Genomic DNA, 19,841 nt, shown 5'->3' on the forward strand with positions numbered 1-19,841 from the left:
GGAGTCCTCATTCGGACAACACCACTTTGTCCACAGGTCTTGACAACGGGGTCAGCCGTCAGTCGAGCGCACCCATCCCCGATCGCTGCAGGTGCTTGCGCGTGGCCTCGAGTTCCAGCAGCCGCGAGAACATCTGGTTGTAGGCGGAGGTGTCGTCCACGGGGTTGGTGCGCTGCAGTTTCGACTTCAGGTTGCGCAGGTCGTGCGTGACCCGCAGCAGCTTCAACCGGTCGGCGTACGCGGTCGCGTAGGCCTCGTCCGGCGCACGCAGCAGCGGTTCGACCATCAGCGCGGTGAAGACCTGGCGCACCACCTCGTCGGTGATCGAGCCGCGCACCCGTTCGGCCCATTCCTCGCCGGTGTAGACCACTGCCGAGAGCGCCTCGAATACCGCCCGGTAGGCCGGGTGCGAGAAGTCGTCACCGGTGACCCCGTTCCAGGCGGCGTCGAACAGCAGCGGGTGCTGCAGCATCAGCTTGCAGGTGCCCCGTTCGACCGCCGTCGCCCGGTCGGAGGGGTCGGGCAGCGGCATCGTCGACAGCAGGGCCGGACTCTCGTCGGCCACCGGAGCGACAGACTGGGCGGGGGGACGGCCCGGGCGCTCCTGGGGCAGCCCTCGCTTGCCGACCCGCTGCACCTCGGCCCGCACCTCGTCGACGTCCATGCCGAGCATGCTGGCCAGCTCGCGCACGTAGCCGGTGACCAGGCTGGAGTCGCGAATGGACGACACCAGGGGTGCCGCCTGCCGCAGGGCCGCGAGGCGACCGTCGGCGCGGTCGAGGTCGTGCCCCGTCAGGGCGTTCTTCATCACGAAGGTGTAGAGCGGCACCCGCCGTGCGACCAGTTCACGCACGGCAGCATCGCCGTGCTGCATCCTCAGATCGCACGGGTCGAGCCCGTTGGGTTCGATGGCGACGTAGGTCTGGGTGATGAAGTTCTGGTCTCCGGAGAAGACCTTGAGCGCGGCCTTCTGCCCGGCCTCGTCCCCATCGAAGGTGAACACCACCTCACCGTTGAAGGCGTCGTGGTTGCCCATCAGTCGCTGCAGCAGGCGGGCGTGGTCATCGCCGAAGGCCGTGCCGCACGAGGCGACCGCCGTGTCGACCCCCGACAGGTGGGCGGCCATCACGTCGGTGTAGCCCTCGACGACCACGGCCTGCGACTTCTTGCCGATCTGCTGGCGGGCGAGATCGAGCCCGTAGAGCACGGTCGACTTCTTGTAGACCGGGGTCTCGGGGGTGTTGACGTACTTGGCCGGCATGCGGTCGTCGTCGTGGATGCGGCGGGCGCCGAAACCCAGGGTCGATGACCCGGAGTCGCGGATCGGCCACAGCACTCGTCCCTGGAAGAAGTCGTACCCGGCCTCGCGGACGAGCCCAGCGGCGACCAGCACGTCGTCGCGGAAGCCACGCTTGTTGAGGTGGTTGCGCAGCTCGCGACCACCGCGGGGGGCGTAGCCGATGCCGAAGTGTTCGGCGTCACCGCGCGCGAACCCACGCTGGTCGATGAACTGGCGTGCGGTCAGCGCCTCGGCGGTCAGCAACTGGGCGGCGTAGAACTCCGACGCGGCCGCGTTCGCCTCCAGGATCTTGACCCGCAAACCGGGCTGCGTGCGCGGGCCGCCCGACCCGTCGTCGGTGATGCGCAGCTGCACCCCCACCCGGTCGGCCAGTTGCTGCACCGCCTCCGTGAACGACAGGTTGCTGATCTTCTGCACGAAGGTGATCACGTCGCCACCCTCGCCACAGCCGAAGCAGTGGAAGTAGCCGCGGCTCGGGGTGACGTGGAAGCTCGGCGTCTTCTCGTCGTGGAACGGGCACAACCCCTTCAGGGATCCGCCACCGGCCTTGCGCAGGGCAACATGCGAACCGACGACGTCGTCGATCCGCGCCCGCTCGCGGACGAGGGCGATGTCCTCCTCGTTGATGCGGCCAGCCATGTCCGCCATCGTAGCCATGACCTGGCACCGCTCACGGTGGGCGTAGGTTCGGGCTGTGACGGTGGAACCGACGTGGCGCCTGGCCCTCGCCCTGGTGGTGCTCGTGGCGGTGGCGCTGGCGGCGGCGACCTGGACCCGCCTGCCGTTGCGCCGCCCGATCGTGGTGGCCGCCGCAAGGGTGGTCGCGCAGTTGGCCGTCGTCTCGTTCGTGATCGTCGCCGCGGTGCAGCACCTGGTGGCCTCGATCGCCTTCGTGGTGCTGATGTTCGTGATCGCGGTGTGGACGACCGGACGCCGCACCGACACCCTGCACCGCTGGCCTTGGGTGGCGCTGACGATGGCGAGCGGGGCCGTGCCCGTGCTGGCGATCATCTTCGGGCTCGGGGTGGCGCCGTTCACGGGGCTGGCCATCATCCCGATCGCCGGGATCCTGGTGGGCAACATGATGACGGTGCACACTCTGGTCGGACGGCGCGCGTTCGCGGCCCTGCGCGACGAGTACGGCACCTACGAGGCCGCCCTCGCCGTGGGCCTCCCCCGCGCCGACGCCATCGACGAGGTCATCCACCGTCACCTTCCAGAGGCGTTGGTACCGGGGCTCGACCAGACCCGGACGACCGGACTCGTCACCCTGCCGGGGGCATTCATCGGCGTGCTGCTGGGTGGTGGCTCACCGGTGCAGGCGGGAGCGGCGCAGGTGCTGGTACTGATCGGCATCCTGGCCGGGCAGTTCCTGGCGGTGAGCGTGGCCGATCGTCTCATCAGGGGGGCGAGGTTGGTGCCGAAGGACCTGATTGACAGACTTCACCCGTGAACAGCTCGGGGGGACGGCGCACGCGCTGGTGGGAGTGGGTCGTGCTGGCGGGAGCCGTCGGCGTGGCGCTCAGGTTTCCGGTCAAACGTTTCTGGGAGGAGACGCAGTCGGACTACCACCCGGACTTCGACTTCTACTTCCTACCCGCAGGACAGGCCATCCTGCGTGGTGAGAGCCCTTGGACGGTGACCGGCTACGTCCACCCACCCGTCACGGCCCTCCTCGCCGTCGCCTCCGATCTGCTGCCGGGCGACGACCCCTACATCGGTTTTCTGGCCGCCCTGGTACTGACCGGAACGCTGGTGTGCGCGCTGGCCGTCTGGCCCCTGTCCGCCCGCCTGCGTGTGTGGCAACAGGCCACAGTTTTGGTGGGGGCGAGCGTCACCCTCTGGTCGTCCCGACCAACAATCCGCATGCTCTTCCTTGGCCAGACCGACATCGTCATCCTGCTCGGCATCATGTTGAGCGCCGCCCTCTGCGTGTGGGGCAGGGCTGGCTTTTCGGGAGCGGCCCTGACGCTTGGTGCCTGGGTGAAGTTGTGGCCGGGCATCTCTCTGGTGTGGCTCCTGCGTCGCCGACTACCCGACCGTCGCCGGGCGGTGCTCGCGGCCGCCGCGTCGCTGGGGGTGATGGTGGTCTCCGCCTTGGCCTTCGGGGGCCCGCGGGCGATCCTGCAGTGGATCCGCGGGGTACGGGACCTCGCCAACCAAGGGGGCACGTCCTACTCAGCGCTGGGTGCCGGGGAGGCGCTGTTCTCCGACGTGTCGCCCTACGTGCAATCCCTGACCGTGTCCCCCACCCTGGTCATCCTGACCACCGTCCTGCTGAGTGCGGTGGCGGTGGCGCTCATTGCCCTGTGCCTGTGGTGGGTGGATGACGCGGTGATCACCCTGCTGAGCCTCGTTCCCCTCTGCCTCATCCTGCTGAGCGTGTCCCAGTACACCTACCAGATGCTCGCACTGCCCCTCGCCTGGTACTGGGCGTCCACGGTACTGGCGGAGCCCCGGCAGCCACGTCACTGGGTCGCTCTCGTAGCGGCCGGGGCGTGGTGGTTGGCCATGTTCGCATGGGTCCCGTCGGTCGATCACCTCCACGAGGACGGCACGCCGGTCCTCACCTCCGGCGCCTATCTCCTGCAGTTCGGGGCGTTCCTCGGGTTCTTGGCAGTCAGTGTGCTGGTGGCCGTACTCGACGCCCGCTCCCGTCAGGCGAGCCCTCGTCCGATGCCCTGGGAAAGTCGATCGGCGGCCCAGCCGAGCGACCTGGCTGCCACGCTGCAGACGTGAACAGTTCGGGGGGACGGCGCACGCGCTGGTGGGAGTGGGTCGCGCTGGCGGGAGCAGTGGCTGTGAGTCTCCGGTTCGCACTCAAGCGATTCCTGGAAGAAGCCCGATCCAGCTTCCATCCTGACTTCGACGACTACTTCCTGCCGGCGGGTCGAGCCCTGCTTCGCGGCCAGAGTCCCTGGTCGGTCCGGGGGTACGTGCATCCCCCGTTGAATGCCTTGGTCGCTGGCCTGTCCGACCTCCTGCCCGGAAACCCCTACACCGGGTACCTCGCGGTTCAGGTGATGGCGGGTCTCGCCGCGTGCGCCCTCATCGTCTGGCCCCTTTCGGCACGCCTTCAAATATGGCAGCAGGCGTTGGTCTTCGTCGGCGCGAACCAGACCCTGTGGTCGTCACGGCCCACGATCCGGCTGCTGTTCCTCGGCCAGAACGATCTCCTACTCCTGTTCGCAGTGGTGCTGTGTGCCGCGCTCGCCTCGCGCGGCAGATCGGGCCTGGCAGCACTCGCATTGACCTTGGGCGCCTGGATCAAACTGTGGCCGGCGCTGAACCTCGTTTGGGTGGCGCATCGGCGGTTGCCCCACCGCCGTCGAGCCATCGTGGCCGGGGCTGGATCCCTGGTGGCCATCGCCTTCTGTCCCCTGCTCTTGGGTGGGCCGTCGGCCGCGATGCAGTGGTTCCGGGGCGTGCTCGGGGTGGCCAACCAGGGACTCACCTCGTACTCGGCCCTGGGGGCTGGCGAGGCTCTGTTCTCAACCTCCTCCCCATTCGTGATCTCCATCACCGAGTCCCCCGCCTTGGTTCTGCTGACCACGGGAGTGCTGACCGCGCTCGCGCTCGCCCTCATCGCGATCTGCCTCACGTGGGTCGCCGACCCCGTGGCGTGCCTTTTCGCGGTGACGTCCCTGTGTCTCGTGCTGCTCAGCGTCTCCCAGTATCCCTACCAGGTGCTGGTGCTCCCGCTGGCCTGGTACTGGGCCGCTCACGTGCTCACCGAGCCGCGGGCCGTGCGGTACTGGGTCGTTCTCGCCGCCGCCGGCCTGTGGTGGGTGACGATGTGCTTCTGGGTCCCGCCGGCGGTGTCCCTCGATCTCACCAACCCCGTGATCAGCTCCGAAGCCTTCCTGATTCAGTTCGTTTCCTTCGTGGGATTTCTCGCGGTGAGTGTGGCCGTGGCCGTGCTCGACACCCACCCGGATCAGTTCAGGCCTCGTCCGATGCCTTGGGGAAGTCGATCGGCACCCCAGCCGAGCAGCACCTCGGCCTGGTCGAACGCGAACCGGTCGGTCATGCCGCCGACGTAGGTGACGGCACCACGCACCGGGTCGAGCTGGGTGCGGTACTCGGCCGGCATCAGTTCAGGGCGGGCGACGTAGGCCTCGACCAGGCCGTGCAGCACGTCGACGACCACCCGCGACTGGGCCAGCGACTCCGGTCGGGTGTAGATGCGCTCGTAGTTGAAGGCCCGCAGTTGGGCCAACGCCGCGGCCGTGTCGGCGTCCATCCCCACCTGACCAGTGCGCTGGGTGGTCGCGATGACGGCCCGGATGAAGCCGCCCAACTGCTCGCGCCGGGTTCGTCCGACTCGCTCGATGACCTCGGCGGGCAGGTCGGCCAGCGTGACGATGCCGGCGTGCACGGCGTCCTCGAGGTCGTGGGCGCAGTAGGCGATCCGGTCGGACCAACTGACGATTTCACCCTCGACGGTGCCCGGTGCCGGGCGACTCCACGAGTGGTTGCGGATTCCGTCCAGGGTCTCGGCGCACAGATTGAGCCCCGTCAGCACCACGTCGGCCCCCCAGGGGCCGTGGTCGTAACCCTCGGGCAGGAACGCGTCGAAGGCGTCCTCACTGGCATGCCCACCCGGGCCGTGCCCGCAGTCGTGCCCCAAGGCGATGGCGTCGGTGAGGGTGACGTTGGCCCCGATGCCGCGCGCGATCGAGGTGGCCACCTGCGCGACCTCGAGGGCATGGGTGAGCCGGGTGCGCTGGTGGTCCCGGGGCGCCACCACCACCTGCGTCTTGCCCGCCAGCCGACGGAAGGCCGTCGAATGAATGATGCGGTCACGATCGCGCTCGAAACAGGTCCGGGCCGGGTCGGGTTCCTCCGGCACGGCCCGATGGCCGGCGCCGTGGGCACGCGTGGCGCCCGGGGCGAGCAGCCGTGCCTCCCGTTCCTCGCGATCCTCCCGGGTCAGCGGCTGCGCCTCGAGGCGGGTGTGGGTGTCGCGATGGGCCCGGACGACCTCGCCGCCGTCGGCGCCGTGCCCCGCGTGGGTGGCAGCCCAGGCTCGGGCACGGGGCAGTACGGCAGGGGGCAGTACGGCAGGGGTCTGATCGGGTTCCTCGGCGCACACGCCAGCCAGTGTGCCAGCCCTCGGGCGGGGTGACGGTAGGCAATACTGGCTCCGAGAGCGATGAGGAGCCCCGCATGACCAACCAGCCTTCCGGCAATCAGCCCCCGTACGGGCAGGACTACACGCAAGCCCCGCCGCCGTCCTACGGGCAGTCCCCCAACGGGCAGAGCACTCCCTACAGCCAAGACAATCCGTATGGGCAGCAGGCACAGCAGTACGACCAGCAGCCCCAATATGGCCAGCAGCCCCAGCAATACGGCCAGCAGCCCCAGCAATACGGCCAGCAGCCCCAGTACGGCCAGCAGCCTCAGCAGTACGGCCAGCAGAATCCGTACGGTCAGGCACAGCCCTACGCCCAGCAGTACGGCGCCAACCCCTATGCCACCAGCGCTGGCGTCGCCAAGTCGGCACCCAACGGCAACGTGCCGCTGATCCTGGTCGGGATCGCACTGGTCAGCTCCATCATCATCAGCCTGTGGAGCGTCGCGGCCTACCGCAATTACATGGCGCTCGGCGGACCGTCGGATGCCGCCGAGAGCAGCTACGCGGCGGAGTTCGGCGGTTCGATCCTGGCGCAGGTGGTGCCGACGGTGCTGGGCATCATCGGCCTGGTGCTCGGCATCCGCGCGATGCGCCACCCCGACACCAAGGGCAGGGGTCTGGCAGCACTGATCCTCGCCATCGTCGCGCCGATCATCAGCTTGATCGTCTTCGTCGTCGCGCTCGGATCAGACCTGCCGAGCTGAGCGACCTCAGCCGCCGGAGCTGTCGAGCTCTGCGTCCGCGAGGTCGAGCTCGCATCCCGAGGTGTCGTCCAGCCAGCCGGTCGGCATGACCACCTTGTGGCGTGGGCTGCCCTGCCGGCCGCGAGGTCGTCCCAGCTCCGCCGACGGGTAGGGGGCCTCGTGGTCGAGCTGGGCCAGCAGGGCGTCGAGCTCGTCGAAGGTCGAAATCATCGCCAGCGCGTGGCGCAGTTCACCGCCCACGGGGAAACCCTTGAAGTACCAGGCCATGTGCTTGCGCATGTCGGTCAGCCCGTGCTTCTCACCCATCACCCCTGCCAGCAGTTCGGCGTGCCGACGGACGATGCCCGCCACCTCCCCCAGGGTGGGCAGGGCGCGGGAGTCCCGCCCGGCCATGGCGTCGGCGAGGTCACGGAAGAGCCAGGGGCGACCGAGGCAGCCTCGTCCGATCACCACCCCGGCGCAGCCGGTTTCGTCCATCATCCGCACGGCGTCGGGGGCCTCCCAGATGTCGCCGTTGCCGAGCACCGGAAGGTCGACGTGCTCGGCGAGTTTCGCGATGGACGACCAGTCGGCCTGGCCGGAGTATGCCTGCGAGACGGTGCGGCCGTGCAGGGCGATGGCGGCGCAGCCGGAATCCTGGGCGATGCGGCCGGCATCGAGGTAGGTGAGGTGGTCGTCGTCGATGCCCTTGCGGGTCTTCATGGTGACCGGAACGCCGAAGCCGTCGGCGGCCTCGACGGTGGCGGTGAGGATCTGGGCCAGCCGGTCACGCTTCCACGGCAGCACGCCTCCGCCGCCCTTGCGGGTGACCTTGGGCACGGGGCAGCCGAAGTTGAGGTCGACGTGGTGCACCCCGTACTGCTCGCACAGAATGGTGGTGGCCTCAGCCACCATGCCGGGGTCGACGCCGTACAGCTGCACCGAGCGCACCTGCTCGTTCGGCGCGAACGTGAGCATCGCCTTCGTCCGGTGATCGCCGTACACGAGGCCGCGGCTGGTGATCATCTCGCACACGTACAGGCCCGCACCCTGCTCGAGGCAGAGCTGACGGAAGGCCGGGTTGGTGATGCCCGCCATGGGGGCCAGCACGACCGGCGTCTCGGTCACGACGGCGTCGCGCCTGCTCGGCGCGTGCAGGCGCAGCGGGGCGAACCGGGTGGGGGCGGGAGCGACAGTCACGAGGGACGATTCTACGCCGCCACTCACCCCGCTCCCACCCGATCCCCGCAGTCCTGCCGGCCCCCCGGCTCCCGCCGTCCTCAGACGCGCTCGGCGATGATGATGCGCGCCCGCTCGGGCATGCCCACCCCCGACAGCAGGCCGTGGGTGGCCAGCTGGCGCCCGGTGAGCACCGTCGGCTGCACCACCGGCATGCGCACCTGGGTCAGCTCCAGTTCCTGCACCCGGTAGCTGGCGTCGGGGTCGAGCCCGGGCAGACGGATCGTCCCGATGGTCCAGGTGGTCGACATCTCGAGCTGGGTGATCGAGAAGATGCCCTTGTCGGGCGCGACCACGCCGTGCACGAAGACGCCCGGCTCGGTGTCGACGCGCACGAGGGTGCCCCCCAGCAGGTGGGCGCGGTTCTCCTTGTACCACTGCACCCACGCCTGCAGGGCGGCGACCTCGTCGTCGGTGGCCTGCTTGAGGTCCCACTCGATGCCGAGGTGGCCGAAGACGGCGGTGGCGGCGCGGTAGTTGATGTCGTGGTGACGCCCGGTGGTGTGCGAGGCGCCCGAAGCGATGTGAGAACCCATCAGCTCCGGCGGCAGCAACTGCGTCGTCCAGCGCAGCATCTGCTGGCGATCGGTCGGGTCGATGTTGTCGGAGACCCACACCCGGTCGCAGTGCTGCATCACCTCGAGGTCGATGCGGGCGCCACCCGAGCTGCACGACTCGATCTCGAGCCCGGGGTGCGCGGCCTTCAGCTCGTCGACCAGCCGGTAGAACGCCAGCGTCTGCTCGTGCACCGCGGGCCGACCGTCGGGGGCGGTGCCCGAGTCGAGCAGGTCGCGGTTGTGGTCCCACTTGATGTAGCCGATCTCGTACTCGTCGAGCAGCGCCATCATCTGGTCGCGCACGTGCGCGTAGGCCTCGGGCACCGCCAGGTTCAGCACCCACTGGTGGCGCGAGGTCAGCGGCATGCGTCCGGGCACCTGCATGACCCACTCGGGGTGCTCCCGGGCCAGGTCGGAGTCGGGGTTGACCATCTCGGGCTCGAACCACAGCCCGAACTCCATGCCCAACTCCCGCACCTTGTCGACCAGCGGGTGCAGCCCGTCGGGCCACACGTCGGTCGACACCACCCAGTCACCGAGGCCGGAGTGGTCGTCGCGTCGCGAGCCGAACCAGCCGTCGTCCAAGACGTAGCGCTCCACGCCCACGGCGGCGGCGCGCTCGGCCAGGTCGATCAGGCGATCGGCGTCGTGGTCGAAGTAGACGGCCTCCCAGACGTTGATGGTGACCGGACGATCGCTGTCGATCGGGTTCACCCGACGCAGGAACGCATGGTGCTGGTGGGCGATGGCGTCGAGCCCGTGACCGTGGCTGAAGTAGGCCCAGGGGCTGGCGTACGACTCGCCGCCGGCCAGCACGATCTCGCCGGGCAGCAGCACCTCGCCACCGCCGATCAGTTGCTCACCGGTGAGCACCCGCTCGGCGTAGTGCAGGTGGTTGCCCGACCAGCCGACGTGCACGCCCCAGATCTCACCGTTGGCGAAGCCGAAGCCGGGCTCGCCGAGGTGCACGACGGTGGCCGCATCGGCGCCGGTGCGGCCGTGGCGACCCTCGCGCACGTGGGCGCCCACCCCGAGGGTGGTGCGCTGGGGAACCCGCTCCTTGCCCCAGCGGCCGGCGGTGTCAAGAATCTCGCTGGCGCGGTAGGGCACCGGCAGGGCGACGTTGAGCTCGCCCACCTGGTAGCCGTCCTCACCGTCATTGGTGACCCGGGCGCGGGCGCGCACCAGCCCCGCCTCGTCGATCTCCACGTCGATGACGAGCTCGAGCCGGGTGGCCTCGCAGGCGGCCGTCACCTGCAGCACCCGGCCGACGGCCACTTCGTCCGCGTTCGGGGTGCTGCCGTCGACCACGACCGAGCCGACGACGAACTTGGGCGCCCAGTCCTTGCCCTGACGGGAGCCGCTCAGACCGGGGCGACCGGTCCAGCCGATCCAGGTCTCGGGCACGATCGCGACGCAATGGAAGTCACCGGGCACCCCGTTGTGCATCATCGCGGCGCCGAGCACGCCGTTCATGGCGTCGAACTGGGCCGCATCGAGGTCGCCCAGCGGGTCGCCCCAGTGCAGCACGGCGGGCAGGTCGCCGTTGCTGACCAGCAGGGCGACGACGGTGGAATCGGAGGTCAGCAGGATGCGCTGGGTCAGCGCGGAAGGAGCAGCAGTGGCCATGGTCACGAGCCTAGCTGCGACCACCGACGGCCCGTGACGGGAGCCAGCTTTCAGGCACCTCGCGGGCGGTTCTCCCCCACCAACTCGGGAGCGAGATAGGCACTGGGCTCGTCGATCGACAACGACAGCATCGGCACCACCGTGGCCTTGGACTCATAGCCCTGCAGGGCGCGCCGGTAGGAGCCCACCTCGTCCCAGACGTGCACGAGGGCCCACAGGTCGGGTTCGTCGACGTTCTGCACCAACTCGATCGAGACGAGCCCCGCCTTGGTCTGCAGCACGCCCATCGCTGCGGCGGCCTGGTCGCGGAACACCTCGCGGCGCTCGTCGGGCACACGGAAACGGTTGAGCACGATCACGCCCCACAGATTTCCACACCCCGACGGCGCTGGCACAATGGGGGCCACCATGACCACCTCGACCAGCCCCCAGCCCCGCCGCACCAAGCAGCGCTCGGCCATCCGCGACCTGGTGGCCGAGGTCGACGAGTTCCGCACCGCCCAGCAGGTGCACGATGCGCTGAAGGCGCGGGGGGCGTCCGTGGGTCTGGCGACGGTCTATCGGGCGCTGCAGTCGATGGCCGAGACGGGCGAACTGGACGCCGTTCGCCAGCCCGAGGGTGAGATCGCCTACCGGGCGTGCGCCGCCAGCGAGCACCACCACCACCTGATCTGCCGCTCGTGCGGGAAGACGGTCGAGATCGCGGCCACCGAGGTGGAGTCGTGGGCCGAGCGGGTGGCCCGCCAGCACGGATTCTCCGATGCCGGCCACGAGCTCGAGCTCTACGGGCTGTGCAGCGACTGTGCCGCCTCGTCCTGAGCGGCGAAACTGCGTTCCAGGTGGCTGAACGACCGCAGCCCGTGCTCCAGATGCCAGGTCGCGAACGCCGACACGATGCCGGTCACCTGCCGCTGCACGGCGGGGCTCGCCTCGCGGGTCGCCGGCCAGTCACCCCGGACGAGCGCCGCCAGCAGCGCCAGGGTGCCGTCCTGCACGCGCACCGCCCCCGAACCGCGGCAGCCGAGGCAGACCAGGCCACCGGCCGAGGGTGAGAAGAACGGGTGCGGGCCGGGTCGTCCGCACGCCGCGCAGGTCTCCAACGACGGCGAGTACCCGGCGAGCGACAACGCCCGCAACAGGTAGGAGTCGAGAATCATGCCGGCCGGCCGGGGTCCATCGGTGGTGCCCTCACCCAGCACCCGCAGGGCCCCCGCCAGCAGCAGGTAGTGCCGCAGGGCCGGTTCGTTCTCGACGCTGACGAGCCGGTCGGCCGTCTCGAGCATCACCTGACCGGCGGTGAACCGCTCGTAGTCGGCGAGGATCGGCTCCGACCAGGCGTGCAACTGCTGCACCTGACCGCAGATGTCGAGGCTGCGCCCCTCGATCACCTGCAGGTCGATGTGGCGGAACGGTTCGAGCCTGCCCCCGAACTTCGACGTGGTGCGCCGCACGCCACGGGCGACGGCGCGCACCTTGCCGTGGCGGCGGGTGAGGAGCGTGATGATGCGGTCGGCCTCGCCCAGCTTGTGGGTGCGCAGCACGATGGCGTCGTCACGGTAGCTGGGCATGTCGTCCATTCTCCCACCGGATACGCTGAACGGGTGAAGCGCAGCTGGGGTGTCATCGGTGTCGTGGCCGTCGCCACCGCCCTGGCGCTGTCGGGCTGTGCCGACAAGAGCAATGCGGCGTCCACGACCGTCGAGTTCGCCCGCACCGGCTCGGTGCAGGCGGTGGTGCTGGCGCCGCAGACCCAGCCTTCGGCAGCGACCTGGGGGCACCCCGGACTGAAGGAACCCCTGGCGGCCGCCCTCGCCGAGCGGTCGATCAAGGCCACGGTCACCGAGGTGGCGCAGCCGGGCGACCTGCGCGCCGCCCTGCGGACGATGAGCGCCCAGCCCGCCGCCACCGTGGTGGTCGAGCTGCCCCACCAGAACCAGCCCAGCGACGAGTTGACCACGCTGAAGAAGGCCGGCGCGAGCGTGCTCTGCGTCGGCGAACGCCCCGTTGAACCCGGGGCCTGCACCGTCTTCGTCGGTTGGGACGACTGGGCCGGCGGCTTCCTGCAGGCGGCCGCCCTGACCGAGGCGCTGGGCCCCACTGACGGCCGGCGCTGGAACGTCGAGAGCCTCGGGCTGGCGCCCGGCGACCGAGCGGGGGTCGCCCGCCTGCGGGGCAGCGTCATCCAACGCCTGCCCTATGAGTCGACCTCGCCCACCATCACCAAGACCGGACGATTGGCCTACACCCAGGTGGAGGTGCCGGGGGCCACCGACGCCGGGGTCATCGACCAGCTGACCACCACCATCCAGGCCACGTTCATGAACCAGCCCATGGACGGGCTGCTGTTGCCCACCGATGCCTACATCGCCCCGGCCCGCGAGGCGTTCGAGCGCAGCGGACGACCTCTCCCCCTGATGGTTTCGGCGGGGGCCACCCCCGACGGCATCCGGGCGCTGGCGGCGGGGCAGATCGTGGCCACCGAGTACCGCGATCCGCAGGTGCTCGCCCCCGAGGTGGCCACCACGCTCCAGACGCTGCGATCGGGCAAGGCTCTGGTCACCTCGCCGCGCCGCAGCTGGGAGAACCGGCCGTTCTCGGTGACGGCCGTCTTCGTGACCCCGATCTCGGTGACGCGCGAGAACGCCGCCACCACCCTCGCCGACGCACCCGACCTGCTGGCCCTCCTGGGAGGATCATGACCCCCACCCCGCGCCCACCCGAGCCCCACCCGAGCGGGGCTCGTCCGCCAGCGATCGCGGGCAAGGACCTGCCTCGTCACGTCGCGATCGTGATGGACGGCAACGGCCGCTGGGCGAAACAGCGCGGCCTGAAGCGCACCGAGGGGCATGCCCGCGGCGAGGACGCCCTGTTCGACGTGATCGCGGGCGCCATCGAACTCGGCATTCCCTACCTGTCGGCCTACGCCTTCTCGACCGAGAACTGGAAGCGTTCCCCCGACGAGGTGCGCTGGTTGATGGGGTTCAATCGCGACGTCATCCACCGCCGCCGCGACGAGTTGGACGCGATGGGCGTGCGCATCCGGTGGGCCGGCCGCGAGCCGCGGCTGTGGCGATCGGTGATCAACGAACTCAAGACCGCCGAGGAGCAGTCGAGGCACAACACCACGCTGACACTGCAGTTCTGCGTCAACTACGGCGGACGAGCCGAGATCGTCGATGCCGTGCGCCGAATCGCGGCCGACGCCCGCGCCGGTCGGATCGACCCCGAACGCATCTCGGAGGAACGCTTCGAGAAGTACCTGTACTGCCCCGACGTGCCCGAGGTCGACCTGTTCGTGCGGTCGTCGGGTGAACAACGGACGAGCAACTTCTTGGTCTGGCAGTCGGCCTATGCCGAGATGGTCTTCCTCGACCGGCTGTGGCCAGACTTCGATCGCCGCGACCTGTGGCGGGCCGTCGAGTTGTACGTCAACCGCGACCGCCGCTTCGGGGGGGCCGTTCCCAACGAGGTCAACCCCGGCGAGCAGGTCAACCGACCGGCGCGGTGAAGCTGGCCCCGGCGAACCAGGCCATCACCGCCGGGAACGCCAAGCACACCAACGGGAGCCACGATCTGGTCGACAGGCCCCGGGTGAACGCCAGCACGGCGGCGATCGCGTAGGCGACGGCACACACCACCGCCGTGACACCCCAGGCGATCATGCCGCCGTTGGTGACGTTCGTCTCGATGGACTGGGTGCTGCCGTTGGACGGCGGCAGCCAGATCGGCGTCTGCGCCTGCGACAGGCAGACGCCAGCGGCCAGCACGCTCACCAGGCAGCCCGCGATGGCGAGGGCTCCCACCCACCAGACCTTCGTCCGTCGTGACGTCTCCATCGGTCCAGTGTGACAGGGCGTGGGTGACAGGGCGTGGGTGACAGGGCGTGGGTGGCAGGGCGTGGGTCCGGCCCTTGCGTTCACTGATTGACGACAAGCGGAACCCTCCCCCACACTGTCGAGCATGTCGGGTCAGGCCAAGCAGACACGGCGCAAGCCCGGGTCACAGCCGGCCCTGCGCCGCCAGAACACCCAGCGGGTCGTCGAGACGCTGGCCCAGCGGGGTCCCACCACCCAGGCCAGACTCGCCCGGCTGACGGGCCTGTCGACGGGCACCATCTCGAACATCGTGCGCGAGCTGAGCTCCGAGAGCCGCATCACCACCACCCCGGTCATCGACTCGGGACGGCGTGCCATGGAGATCGCCCTGCGTGCCGACCCCCGCGTCTGCATGGGTGCCGACCTCAGCGAGGGGCGGCTGCGGCTGCTGCTCGCCCGCACCGACCACGACGTGCTGGCCTTCATCGACGAACCGCTGACCGGCTCGACCCCCAGCGACCACCTGCACCAGCTGCGCCGGCGCCTCGACGAACGCGTCCGCGAACTGGGTCTGACCAGCGGCGACGTGCTGGGAGCGAGCATCGGTCTGCCACCGGCCACCACCGCCTTCGCGGGTGACGACGCACTCTCGATCTGGGACGACGTCGACACCGCCGCCCTCGCCGAGGTGACGTTCGGCTTCGACTGCCACTTCGCGCCGGCAGCGGCGCTCGCCGCCTTCGCGCAGGTCTCGTGGGGCCCCTTCGCCAACGCCGGATCGGTTGCGCACCTGAGCCTCGGCGAGGAACCCGTCGTCGGTCTGGTGATCGACAACCGGCTGGTCGGGGGCAGGATCGGCGCCGCGGGACGCATCGCCCACCTGCAGGTGGTGCACCAGGGCGACATCTGCCGCTGCGGCAACCGCGGCTGCCTGCAGACGGTGGCCTCGTCCGCGGTGGTGGTGCAGCATGTCGCGCGCGCCAAACGGCTGCACCACCTCACCGAGGAGCGGGTGGTCGACCTGGCCCGACAGCGCGACCTGCCGACCCTGCGTGTGCTCGAGGACGTCGGCAATGCCCTGGGCCGCGCGCTGGCCGCCGTGTGCACCGTGGTCAACCCCGACACCGTGGTGATCGGCGGCACCCTCGCCGAGGCCGGCCCTCCCCTGCTCGACCCGCTGCACCGGGCGTTCGGACGAAGCGCCATCCCCGCGTTGGCGCAGTCCACCGTGGTGGCCAGGTGCCAGTTGGGTCCCCGGGCCGCCGCCATGGGTGCGGCGGCCTTGGTGAGCCGAGCCGCCACCGCCTGAACCCACGCCGTGGGCGGCCACCACAAAGGAGACCCCCTCGCGGCGGCGCGCCACCCCCCGGAGTAGCTTGCGTTCAAGAGTTGACCGCAAGGCGTCGAACACCTACGTTTGCCGCAGAACTGACAACGACGTCACCAGGAGTGAGATGACTGACAGTCGAACCATCCTCGCCATGCGTCACATCACCAAGACCTTTCCCGGCGTGAAGGCACTCGACGATGTGAACCTGACGGTGAGCCGTGGCGAGATCCACGCGATCTGCGGCGAGAACGGCGCCGGCAAGTCGACGCTGATGAACGTGTTGTCGGCCGTCTACCCGCACGGCACCTACGAGGGCGAGATCGAGTTCGACGGACGCCCCGCCGCGTTCTCGAACATCGGCCAGTCCGAGGCCGCCGGCATCGTGATCATCCACCAGGAGCTCGCGCTCATCCCGGAACTGTCGATCGCCGAGAACATCTTCCTCGGCAACGAGCTCGCCTCGTCCGGGGTGATCGACTGGAACAAGGCCGAGCACGAGGCCGCCCAGCTGCTGGCCCGGGTCGGCCTCGTCGAGAACCCGAAGACGCCCATCAAGAACATCGGCGTCGGCAAGCAGCAGCTCGTCGAGATCGCCAAGGCGATGAGCAAGAACGTCAAGCTCCTGATTCTGGACGAGCCGACCGCCGCCCTCAACGAGACCGACTCGGCCCACCTGCTCGACCTGCTGCGCGGGCTGCGTGACCGCGGGGTCACCTGCATCATGATCAGCCACAAGCTCAACGAGATCACCGCCGTGGCCGACTCCATCACCATCCTGCGCGACGGACGCACCGTGGAGAGTTTCCCGGTCACCGCCGACATCGACGAGGACCGGGTGATCCGGGGCATGGTCGGTCGTCCGCTGTCGAGCCGCTTCCCCGACCACACCCCGAACATCGGTGAGGTGCTGTTCGAGGTGCGCGACTGGACGGTGCGTCACCCCCAGGTGACCGATCGGCTGGTCAGCAAGGGCAACTCGTTCACCGTGCACCGCGGCGAGATCGTGGGCTTCGCCGGGCTGATGGGTGCCGGACGAACCGAGCTCGCCCGGTCGCTGTTCGGCCGCAGCTACGGCCAGTACGTGTCGGGCGAGGCCCTCATCCACGGCCAGCCAGCCAACCTGTCCAGCGTCTCGAGCGCCATCCGGGCGGGACTCGCCTATGTCACCGAGGATCGCAAGACCCTGGGCTTCAACCCGCTCGACACCATCCAGGCCACCACGGTGATCGCCGACCTCGAGCGGATCAGCCAGCGGGGAGTGGTCGACCGTGACCGGGAGCACGCCGTCGCCGAGGACTACCGCCGCTCGCTGCGCACCAAGACGCCCAGCGTCAAGGAACGGGTCAGCAAGCTGTCGGGCGGCAACCAGCAGAAGGTCGTGCTCGCCAAGTGGCTGTTCACCCAGCCCGAGGTGCTGATTCTGGACGAGCCCACCCGCGGCATCGACGTCGGCGCCAAGTACGAGATCTACGGCATCATCCAGCGCCTCGCCGACGGCGGGAAGGGCGTCGTGGTGATTTCGTCGGAGCTTCCCGAACTGCTCGGACTGTGTGACCGGATCTACACCATCGCCGAGGGGCGCATCACCGGCTGCCTCACGCGCGGCGGGGCCGACCAGGAGTCGCTGATGCGGCTGATGACGGTCGGCACCACCAAGACAGACGACAACGCCAAGGCCGAAGACCTGCTGGCCCTGCCCACTGAGGAGACCGTCGAATGACCTTCCTGAAGCAACTGTTCTCCGGCGACATCCGGCAGTTCGGCATGCTGTTCGCCCTGCTGGCCCTGGTGCTGTACTTCCAGTGGCAGTCGGGCGGCCGGGTGCTCACCCCGACCAACCTGATGAACCTGCTCAACGGCAACTCCTACATCCTGGTGCTGGCCATCGGCATGGTGCTGGTGATCATCGCCGGGCACATCGACCTGTCGGTGGGCTCGGTGGCCGCCGTCACCGGCATCGCCGTCGCGCTGATGATGCGCGACTGGCACCTGCCGTGGTGGGTCGGCATCATCGCCGGCCTGGTGATCGGTGCGCTGATCGGCATCTGGCAGGGATTCTGGGTGGCCTACGTCGGCATCCCCGCGTTCATCGTGACGCTGGCCGGCATGATGCTCTTCCGCGGCCTCAACCAGATGCTGGGCAAGTCGAACACCATCCCGGTCTCCGACGCCTTCCAGCAGATCGGCGCCGGCTACCTGCCCGAGATCGGCCCCGACACCGGGTTCAACAACCTGACGATGCTGCTGGGCCTCGCCTCGATCGCGCTGGTGGTCTTCTTCACCCTGCGCCGCCGTGGTCAGCAGGCCCGACTGGGGGTGGCGCTTCGTCCGCTCTCGGTGACCCTCGTGCAACTGGTCGTGCTGGCCGCGGTCATCTTCTACCTGACCTACATGTTCGCCACCGGACGATCCGGCACCTCGTTCCCGATCGCCGGCCTGATTCTCGTGGCGCTGGTGCTCGTCTACAGCTTCGTCGCGGGCCGCACCATCGTCGGCCGCCACGTCTACGCCGTCGGCGGCAACCGCCACGCGGCCCAACTGTCGGGCGTGAAGACCAAGCGCATCGACTTCCTGGTGATGGTCAACATGTCGGTGCTGGCCGCCCTCGCGGGCATGATCTTCGTCGCTCGCTCCACCGCCTCGGGGCCGTTCGACGGCACCGGCTGGGAGCTCGACGCGATCGCGGCCGTGTTCATCGGTGGCGCCGCCGTCTCGGGCGGTGTGGGCACCGTGGTCGGCTCGATGATCGGTGGCCTGGTGATGGCCGTGCTGAACAACGGCCTGCAACTGATGGGCGTCGGAGCCGACACCACCTCGGTCATCAAGGGACTGGTGCTGCTCGTCGCCGTGGCCTTCGACGTCTACAACAAGTCGCAGGGCAAGCCCTCGATCACCGGCCTGCTGATGCGCGGGCTGCAGCGTCGCCAACCCACCCCAGATCAGGTCGGCACCGCCGCCGACCGGTGAGCCACTCACCGGCTCCACCCACCCACGACTCCACTCATCCCAACCAAGAAGAGGAACCATGAGGAACATCACGAAGGCTGCCGTCGCCCTGGTGGCGGCCGCCGCACTCGCCCTGTCAGGCTGTGGCGGCCGCGAGGGCAGCACCGACGCTGGCTCGGCCGCCGCCGGCTTCGCCAAGGACTCCCTGATCGGGGTCGCGCTGCCGCAGAAGACGTCGGAGAACTGGGTGCTCGCCGAGAACCTGTTCAAGGACGGCCTGGCCAAGGAGGGCTACAAGTCCGACGTGCAGTTCGCCAACGGTGGCGTCTCAGAGCAGCAGAACCAGATCCAGGCCATGGTCACCAAGGGCGCCAAGGTGATCATCGTCGGGGCCATCGACGGCTCGCAGCTGGGTACCCAGCTGAAGGCCGCCAAGGACGCCGGCGTCACCGTCATCGCCTACGACCGACTGGTGAAGAACACCGACGCCGTCGACTACTACGTGGCCTACGACAACTACAAGGTCGGCCAGCTGCAGGGGCAGGCGCTGCTCGACGGCCTCAAGGCCCGCAAGGGCGGCGGCCCCTACACCATCGAGCTGATCGCCGGTTCGCCCGACGACGCCAACTCGCAGGTCTTCTTCGACGGCGCGATGAGCGTGCTCAAGCCGAAGATCGACGACAAGACCCTGACCGTCGGCTCGGGTCAGACCAGCTTCCAGCAGGTCGCCACCCAGGGGTGGAAGGCCGAGAACGTGCAGAAGCGCATGGACACGATCATGTCGGGCACCTACGCCGGTTCGAAGAAGCTCGACGGCATCCTCTCCCCCAACGACACCCTGGCTCGCGCCGCCATGACCTCGGTCAAGCAGGCCGGCAAGGATCTGCCGGTCGTCACCGGTCAGGACTCCGAGGTGGAGTCGGTGAAGTCGATCATGGCCGGCCAGCAGTACTCGACCATCTACAAGGACACCACCGCCCTCGTGCAGCACTCCATCGTCATGGTGGGCGACCTGCAGCAGGGCAAGAAGCCCGAGGTCAATGACGAGAAGTCCTACGACAACGGCGTGAAGGTCGTCCCGGCCTACCTGCTGGAGCCCAAGATCGTCACCCAGGACAACGCCGCCGAGGTCTACAAGGACGACAAGACTCTCGGCCCGCTGACCAAGGGCTGATCGACCCAGGGCTGATCGACCCAGGGCTGAT

Annotated in this window: 18 protein-coding genes; 11 read left to right on the forward strand and 7 right to left on the reverse strand. The window is 69.2% G+C overall.

The window, feature by feature from the left end; translation table 11 throughout:
- Window positions 1–58: 58 nt before the first annotated feature.
- On the reverse strand, window positions 59–1,957 hold the full coding sequence (dnaG, locus tag ACSDQ9_RS03305; protein ID WP_435143512.1) for a DNA primase: 1,899 nt from the start codon (window positions 1,955–1,957) through the stop codon (window positions 59–61).
- 37 nt (window positions 1,958–1,994) lie between these two features.
- On the opposite strand from dnaG, the gene ACSDQ9_RS03310 reads away from it, so the two are divergent.
- From ACSDQ9_RS03310 to ACSDQ9_RS03320, 3 genes are all read left to right on the forward strand, one after another.
- On the forward strand, window positions 1,995–2,753 hold the full coding sequence (locus ACSDQ9_RS03310) for an ABC transporter permease (protein ID WP_435143515.1): 759 nt from the start codon (window positions 1,995–1,997) through the stop codon (window positions 2,751–2,753).
- Between the two features lie 41 nt (window positions 2,754–2,794).
- Window positions 2,795–4,039: a glycosyltransferase 87 family protein gene (locus tag ACSDQ9_RS03315; protein WP_435143517.1), complete on the forward strand. Its 1,245-nt coding sequence runs from the start codon at window positions 2,795–2,797 to the stop codon at window positions 4,037–4,039.
- A gap of 62 nt (window positions 4,040–4,101) precedes the next feature.
- Window positions 4,102–5,343, forward strand: a complete 1,242-nt coding sequence (locus ACSDQ9_RS03320) for a glycosyltransferase family 87 protein (protein WP_435143520.1) — start codon at window positions 4,102–4,104, stop codon at window positions 5,341–5,343.
- Here the strand turns inward: ACSDQ9_RS03320 and ACSDQ9_RS03325 are convergent.
- Window positions 5,238–6,344 carry an HD domain-containing protein gene (locus ACSDQ9_RS03325; RefSeq protein ID WP_435143759.1) on the reverse strand — a complete coding sequence of 369 codons (1,107 nt, stop codon included), beginning with the start codon at window positions 6,342–6,344 and terminating at the stop codon, window positions 5,238–5,240. The two genes, ACSDQ9_RS03320 and ACSDQ9_RS03325, sit on opposite strands and share 106 nt — an antisense overlap.
- A 125-nt stretch (window positions 6,345–6,469) precedes the next feature.
- Here ACSDQ9_RS03325 and ACSDQ9_RS03330 point away from each other — a divergent pair, with 125 nt between their 5' ends.
- Window positions 6,470–7,141 (forward strand): hypothetical protein, encoded by a 672-nt coding sequence (locus ACSDQ9_RS03330; protein WP_435143523.1) that lies wholly within the window; start codon window positions 6,470–6,472, stop codon window positions 7,139–7,141.
- A gap of 6 nt (window positions 7,142–7,147) precedes the next feature.
- Here ACSDQ9_RS03330 and dusB read toward each other — a convergent pair whose 3' ends face one another.
- The 3 genes from dusB to ACSDQ9_RS03345 all read right to left on the reverse strand — a co-directional run bounded on the left by dusB (window position 7,148) and on the right by ACSDQ9_RS03345 (window position 10,955).
- Window positions 7,148–8,230 carry a tRNA dihydrouridine synthase DusB gene (gene dusB, locus ACSDQ9_RS03335; protein WP_435143762.1) on the reverse strand — a complete coding sequence of 361 codons (1,083 nt, stop codon included), beginning with the start codon at window positions 8,228–8,230 and terminating at the stop codon, window positions 7,148–7,150.
- Window positions 8,231–8,400: 170 nt separating this feature from the next.
- The gene (locus ACSDQ9_RS03340) at window positions 8,401–10,545 is read right to left on the reverse strand and encodes an alpha-galactosidase (protein WP_435143526.1); all 2,145 of its coding nucleotides are present in this window, start codon (window positions 10,543–10,545) and stop codon (window positions 8,401–8,403) included.
- A 50-nt stretch (window positions 10,546–10,595) separates the two neighbouring features.
- Window positions 10,596–10,955: an antibiotic biosynthesis monooxygenase family protein gene (locus tag ACSDQ9_RS03345; RefSeq protein WP_435143529.1), complete on the reverse strand. Its 360-nt coding sequence runs from the start codon at window positions 10,953–10,955 to the stop codon at window positions 10,596–10,598.
- Between ACSDQ9_RS03345 and ACSDQ9_RS03350 the strand changes: the two genes are divergently transcribed.
- Window positions 10,954–11,364 carry a Fur family transcriptional regulator gene (locus tag ACSDQ9_RS03350; RefSeq protein ID WP_435143532.1) on the forward strand — a complete coding sequence of 137 codons (411 nt, stop codon included), beginning with the start codon at window positions 10,954–10,956 and terminating at the stop codon, window positions 11,362–11,364. The two genes, ACSDQ9_RS03345 and ACSDQ9_RS03350, sit on opposite strands and share 2 nt — an antisense overlap.
- Here the strand turns inward: ACSDQ9_RS03350 and recO are convergent.
- Window positions 11,328–12,113 carry a DNA repair protein RecO gene (gene recO / locus ACSDQ9_RS03355; protein ID WP_435143533.1) on the reverse strand — a complete coding sequence of 262 codons (786 nt, stop codon included), beginning with the start codon at window positions 12,111–12,113 and terminating at the stop codon, window positions 11,328–11,330. The genes ACSDQ9_RS03350 and recO overlap by 37 nt on opposite strands.
- A gap of 33 nt (window positions 12,114–12,146) precedes the next feature.
- Between recO and ACSDQ9_RS03360 the strand changes: the two genes are divergently transcribed.
- Entirely contained in the window at window positions 12,147–13,244 is a 1,098-nt protein-coding gene (locus ACSDQ9_RS03360; protein WP_435143536.1) for a substrate-binding domain-containing protein, read from the forward strand.
- Complete coding sequence (locus ACSDQ9_RS03365) at window positions 13,241–14,053, forward strand: isoprenyl transferase (protein ID WP_435143538.1); 813 nt, start codon at window positions 13,241–13,243, stop codon at window positions 14,051–14,053. Before ACSDQ9_RS03360 ends, ACSDQ9_RS03365 begins: the two co-directional genes overlap by 4 nt.
- On the opposite strand, the gene ACSDQ9_RS03370 is transcribed toward ACSDQ9_RS03365, so the two are convergent.
- A complete protein-coding gene (locus ACSDQ9_RS03370) occupies window positions 14,034–14,381 on the reverse strand; it encodes a hypothetical protein (protein WP_435143541.1) in 348 nt (115 codons plus the stop codon). The genes ACSDQ9_RS03365 and ACSDQ9_RS03370 overlap by 20 nt on opposite strands.
- Window positions 14,382–14,505: 124 nt before the next feature.
- Between ACSDQ9_RS03370 and ACSDQ9_RS03375 the strand changes: the two genes are divergently transcribed.
- From ACSDQ9_RS03375 to ACSDQ9_RS03390, 4 genes are all read left to right on the forward strand, one after another.
- Window positions 14,506–15,669, forward strand: a complete 1,164-nt coding sequence (locus ACSDQ9_RS03375) for an ROK family transcriptional regulator (protein WP_435143543.1) — start codon at window positions 14,506–14,508, stop codon at window positions 15,667–15,669.
- A gap of 145 nt (window positions 15,670–15,814) precedes the next feature.
- A complete protein-coding gene (mmsA, locus tag ACSDQ9_RS03380; RefSeq protein ID WP_435143546.1) occupies window positions 15,815–17,410 on the forward strand; it encodes a multiple monosaccharide ABC transporter ATP-binding protein in 1,596 nt (531 codons plus the stop codon).
- Complete coding sequence (gene mmsB / locus ACSDQ9_RS03385) at window positions 17,407–18,657, forward strand: multiple monosaccharide ABC transporter permease (RefSeq protein ID WP_435143549.1); 1,251 nt, start codon at window positions 17,407–17,409, stop codon at window positions 18,655–18,657. Before mmsA ends, mmsB begins: the two co-directional genes overlap by 4 nt.
- Window positions 18,658–18,715: 58 nt before the next feature.
- On the forward strand, window positions 18,716–19,810 hold the full coding sequence (locus tag ACSDQ9_RS03390; RefSeq protein WP_435143551.1) for a substrate-binding domain-containing protein: 1,095 nt from the start codon (window positions 18,716–18,718) through the stop codon (window positions 19,808–19,810).
- The last annotated feature ends 31 nt before the right edge of the window (window positions 19,811–19,841 follow it).

Source organism: Aestuariimicrobium soli (assembly GCF_051192575.1).
Taxonomy (GTDB): domain Bacteria; phylum Actinomycetota; class Actinomycetes; order Propionibacteriales; family Propionibacteriaceae; genus Aestuariimicrobium; species Aestuariimicrobium soli.

Excerpts from the sequence above, each read along its gene's own strand:
- dnaG (WP_435143512.1), bottom strand. The coding sequence starts at position 1,957 with ATGGCTACGATGGCGGACATGGCTGGCCGCATCAACGAGGAGGACATC.
- ACSDQ9_RS03330 (WP_435143523.1), top strand. The coding sequence starts at position 6,470 with ATGACCAACCAGCCTTCCGGCAATCAGCCCCCGTACGGGCAGGACTAC.
- ACSDQ9_RS03340 (WP_435143526.1), bottom strand. The coding sequence starts at position 10,545 with ATGGCCACTGCTGCTCCTTCCGCGCTGACCCAGCGCATCCTGCTGACC.
- ACSDQ9_RS03350 (WP_435143532.1), top strand. The coding sequence starts at position 10,954 with ATGACCACCTCGACCAGCCCCCAGCCCCGCCGCACCAAGCAGCGCTCG.
- ACSDQ9_RS03345 (WP_435143529.1), bottom strand. The coding sequence starts at position 10,955 with ATGGTGGCCCCCATTGTGCCAGCGCCGTCGGGGTGTGGAAATCTGTGG.
- recO (WP_435143533.1), bottom strand. The coding sequence starts at position 12,113 with ATGCCCAGCTACCGTGACGACGCCATCGTGCTGCGCACCCACAAGCTG.
- ACSDQ9_RS03365 (WP_435143538.1), top strand. The coding sequence starts at position 13,241 with ATGACCCCCACCCCGCGCCCACCCGAGCCCCACCCGAGCGGGGCTCGT.
- ACSDQ9_RS03370 (WP_435143541.1), bottom strand. The coding sequence starts at position 14,381 with ATGGAGACGTCACGACGGACGAAGGTCTGGTGGGTGGGAGCCCTCGCC.
- ACSDQ9_RS03375 (WP_435143543.1), top strand. The coding sequence starts at position 14,506 with ATGTCGGGTCAGGCCAAGCAGACACGGCGCAAGCCCGGGTCACAGCCG.
- mmsA (WP_435143546.1), top strand. The coding sequence starts at position 15,815 with ATGACTGACAGTCGAACCATCCTCGCCATGCGTCACATCACCAAGACC.
- mmsB (WP_435143549.1), top strand. The coding sequence starts at position 17,407 with ATGACCTTCCTGAAGCAACTGTTCTCCGGCGACATCCGGCAGTTCGGC.
- ACSDQ9_RS03390 (WP_435143551.1), top strand. The coding sequence starts at position 18,716 with ATGAGGAACATCACGAAGGCTGCCGTCGCCCTGGTGGCGGCCGCCGCA.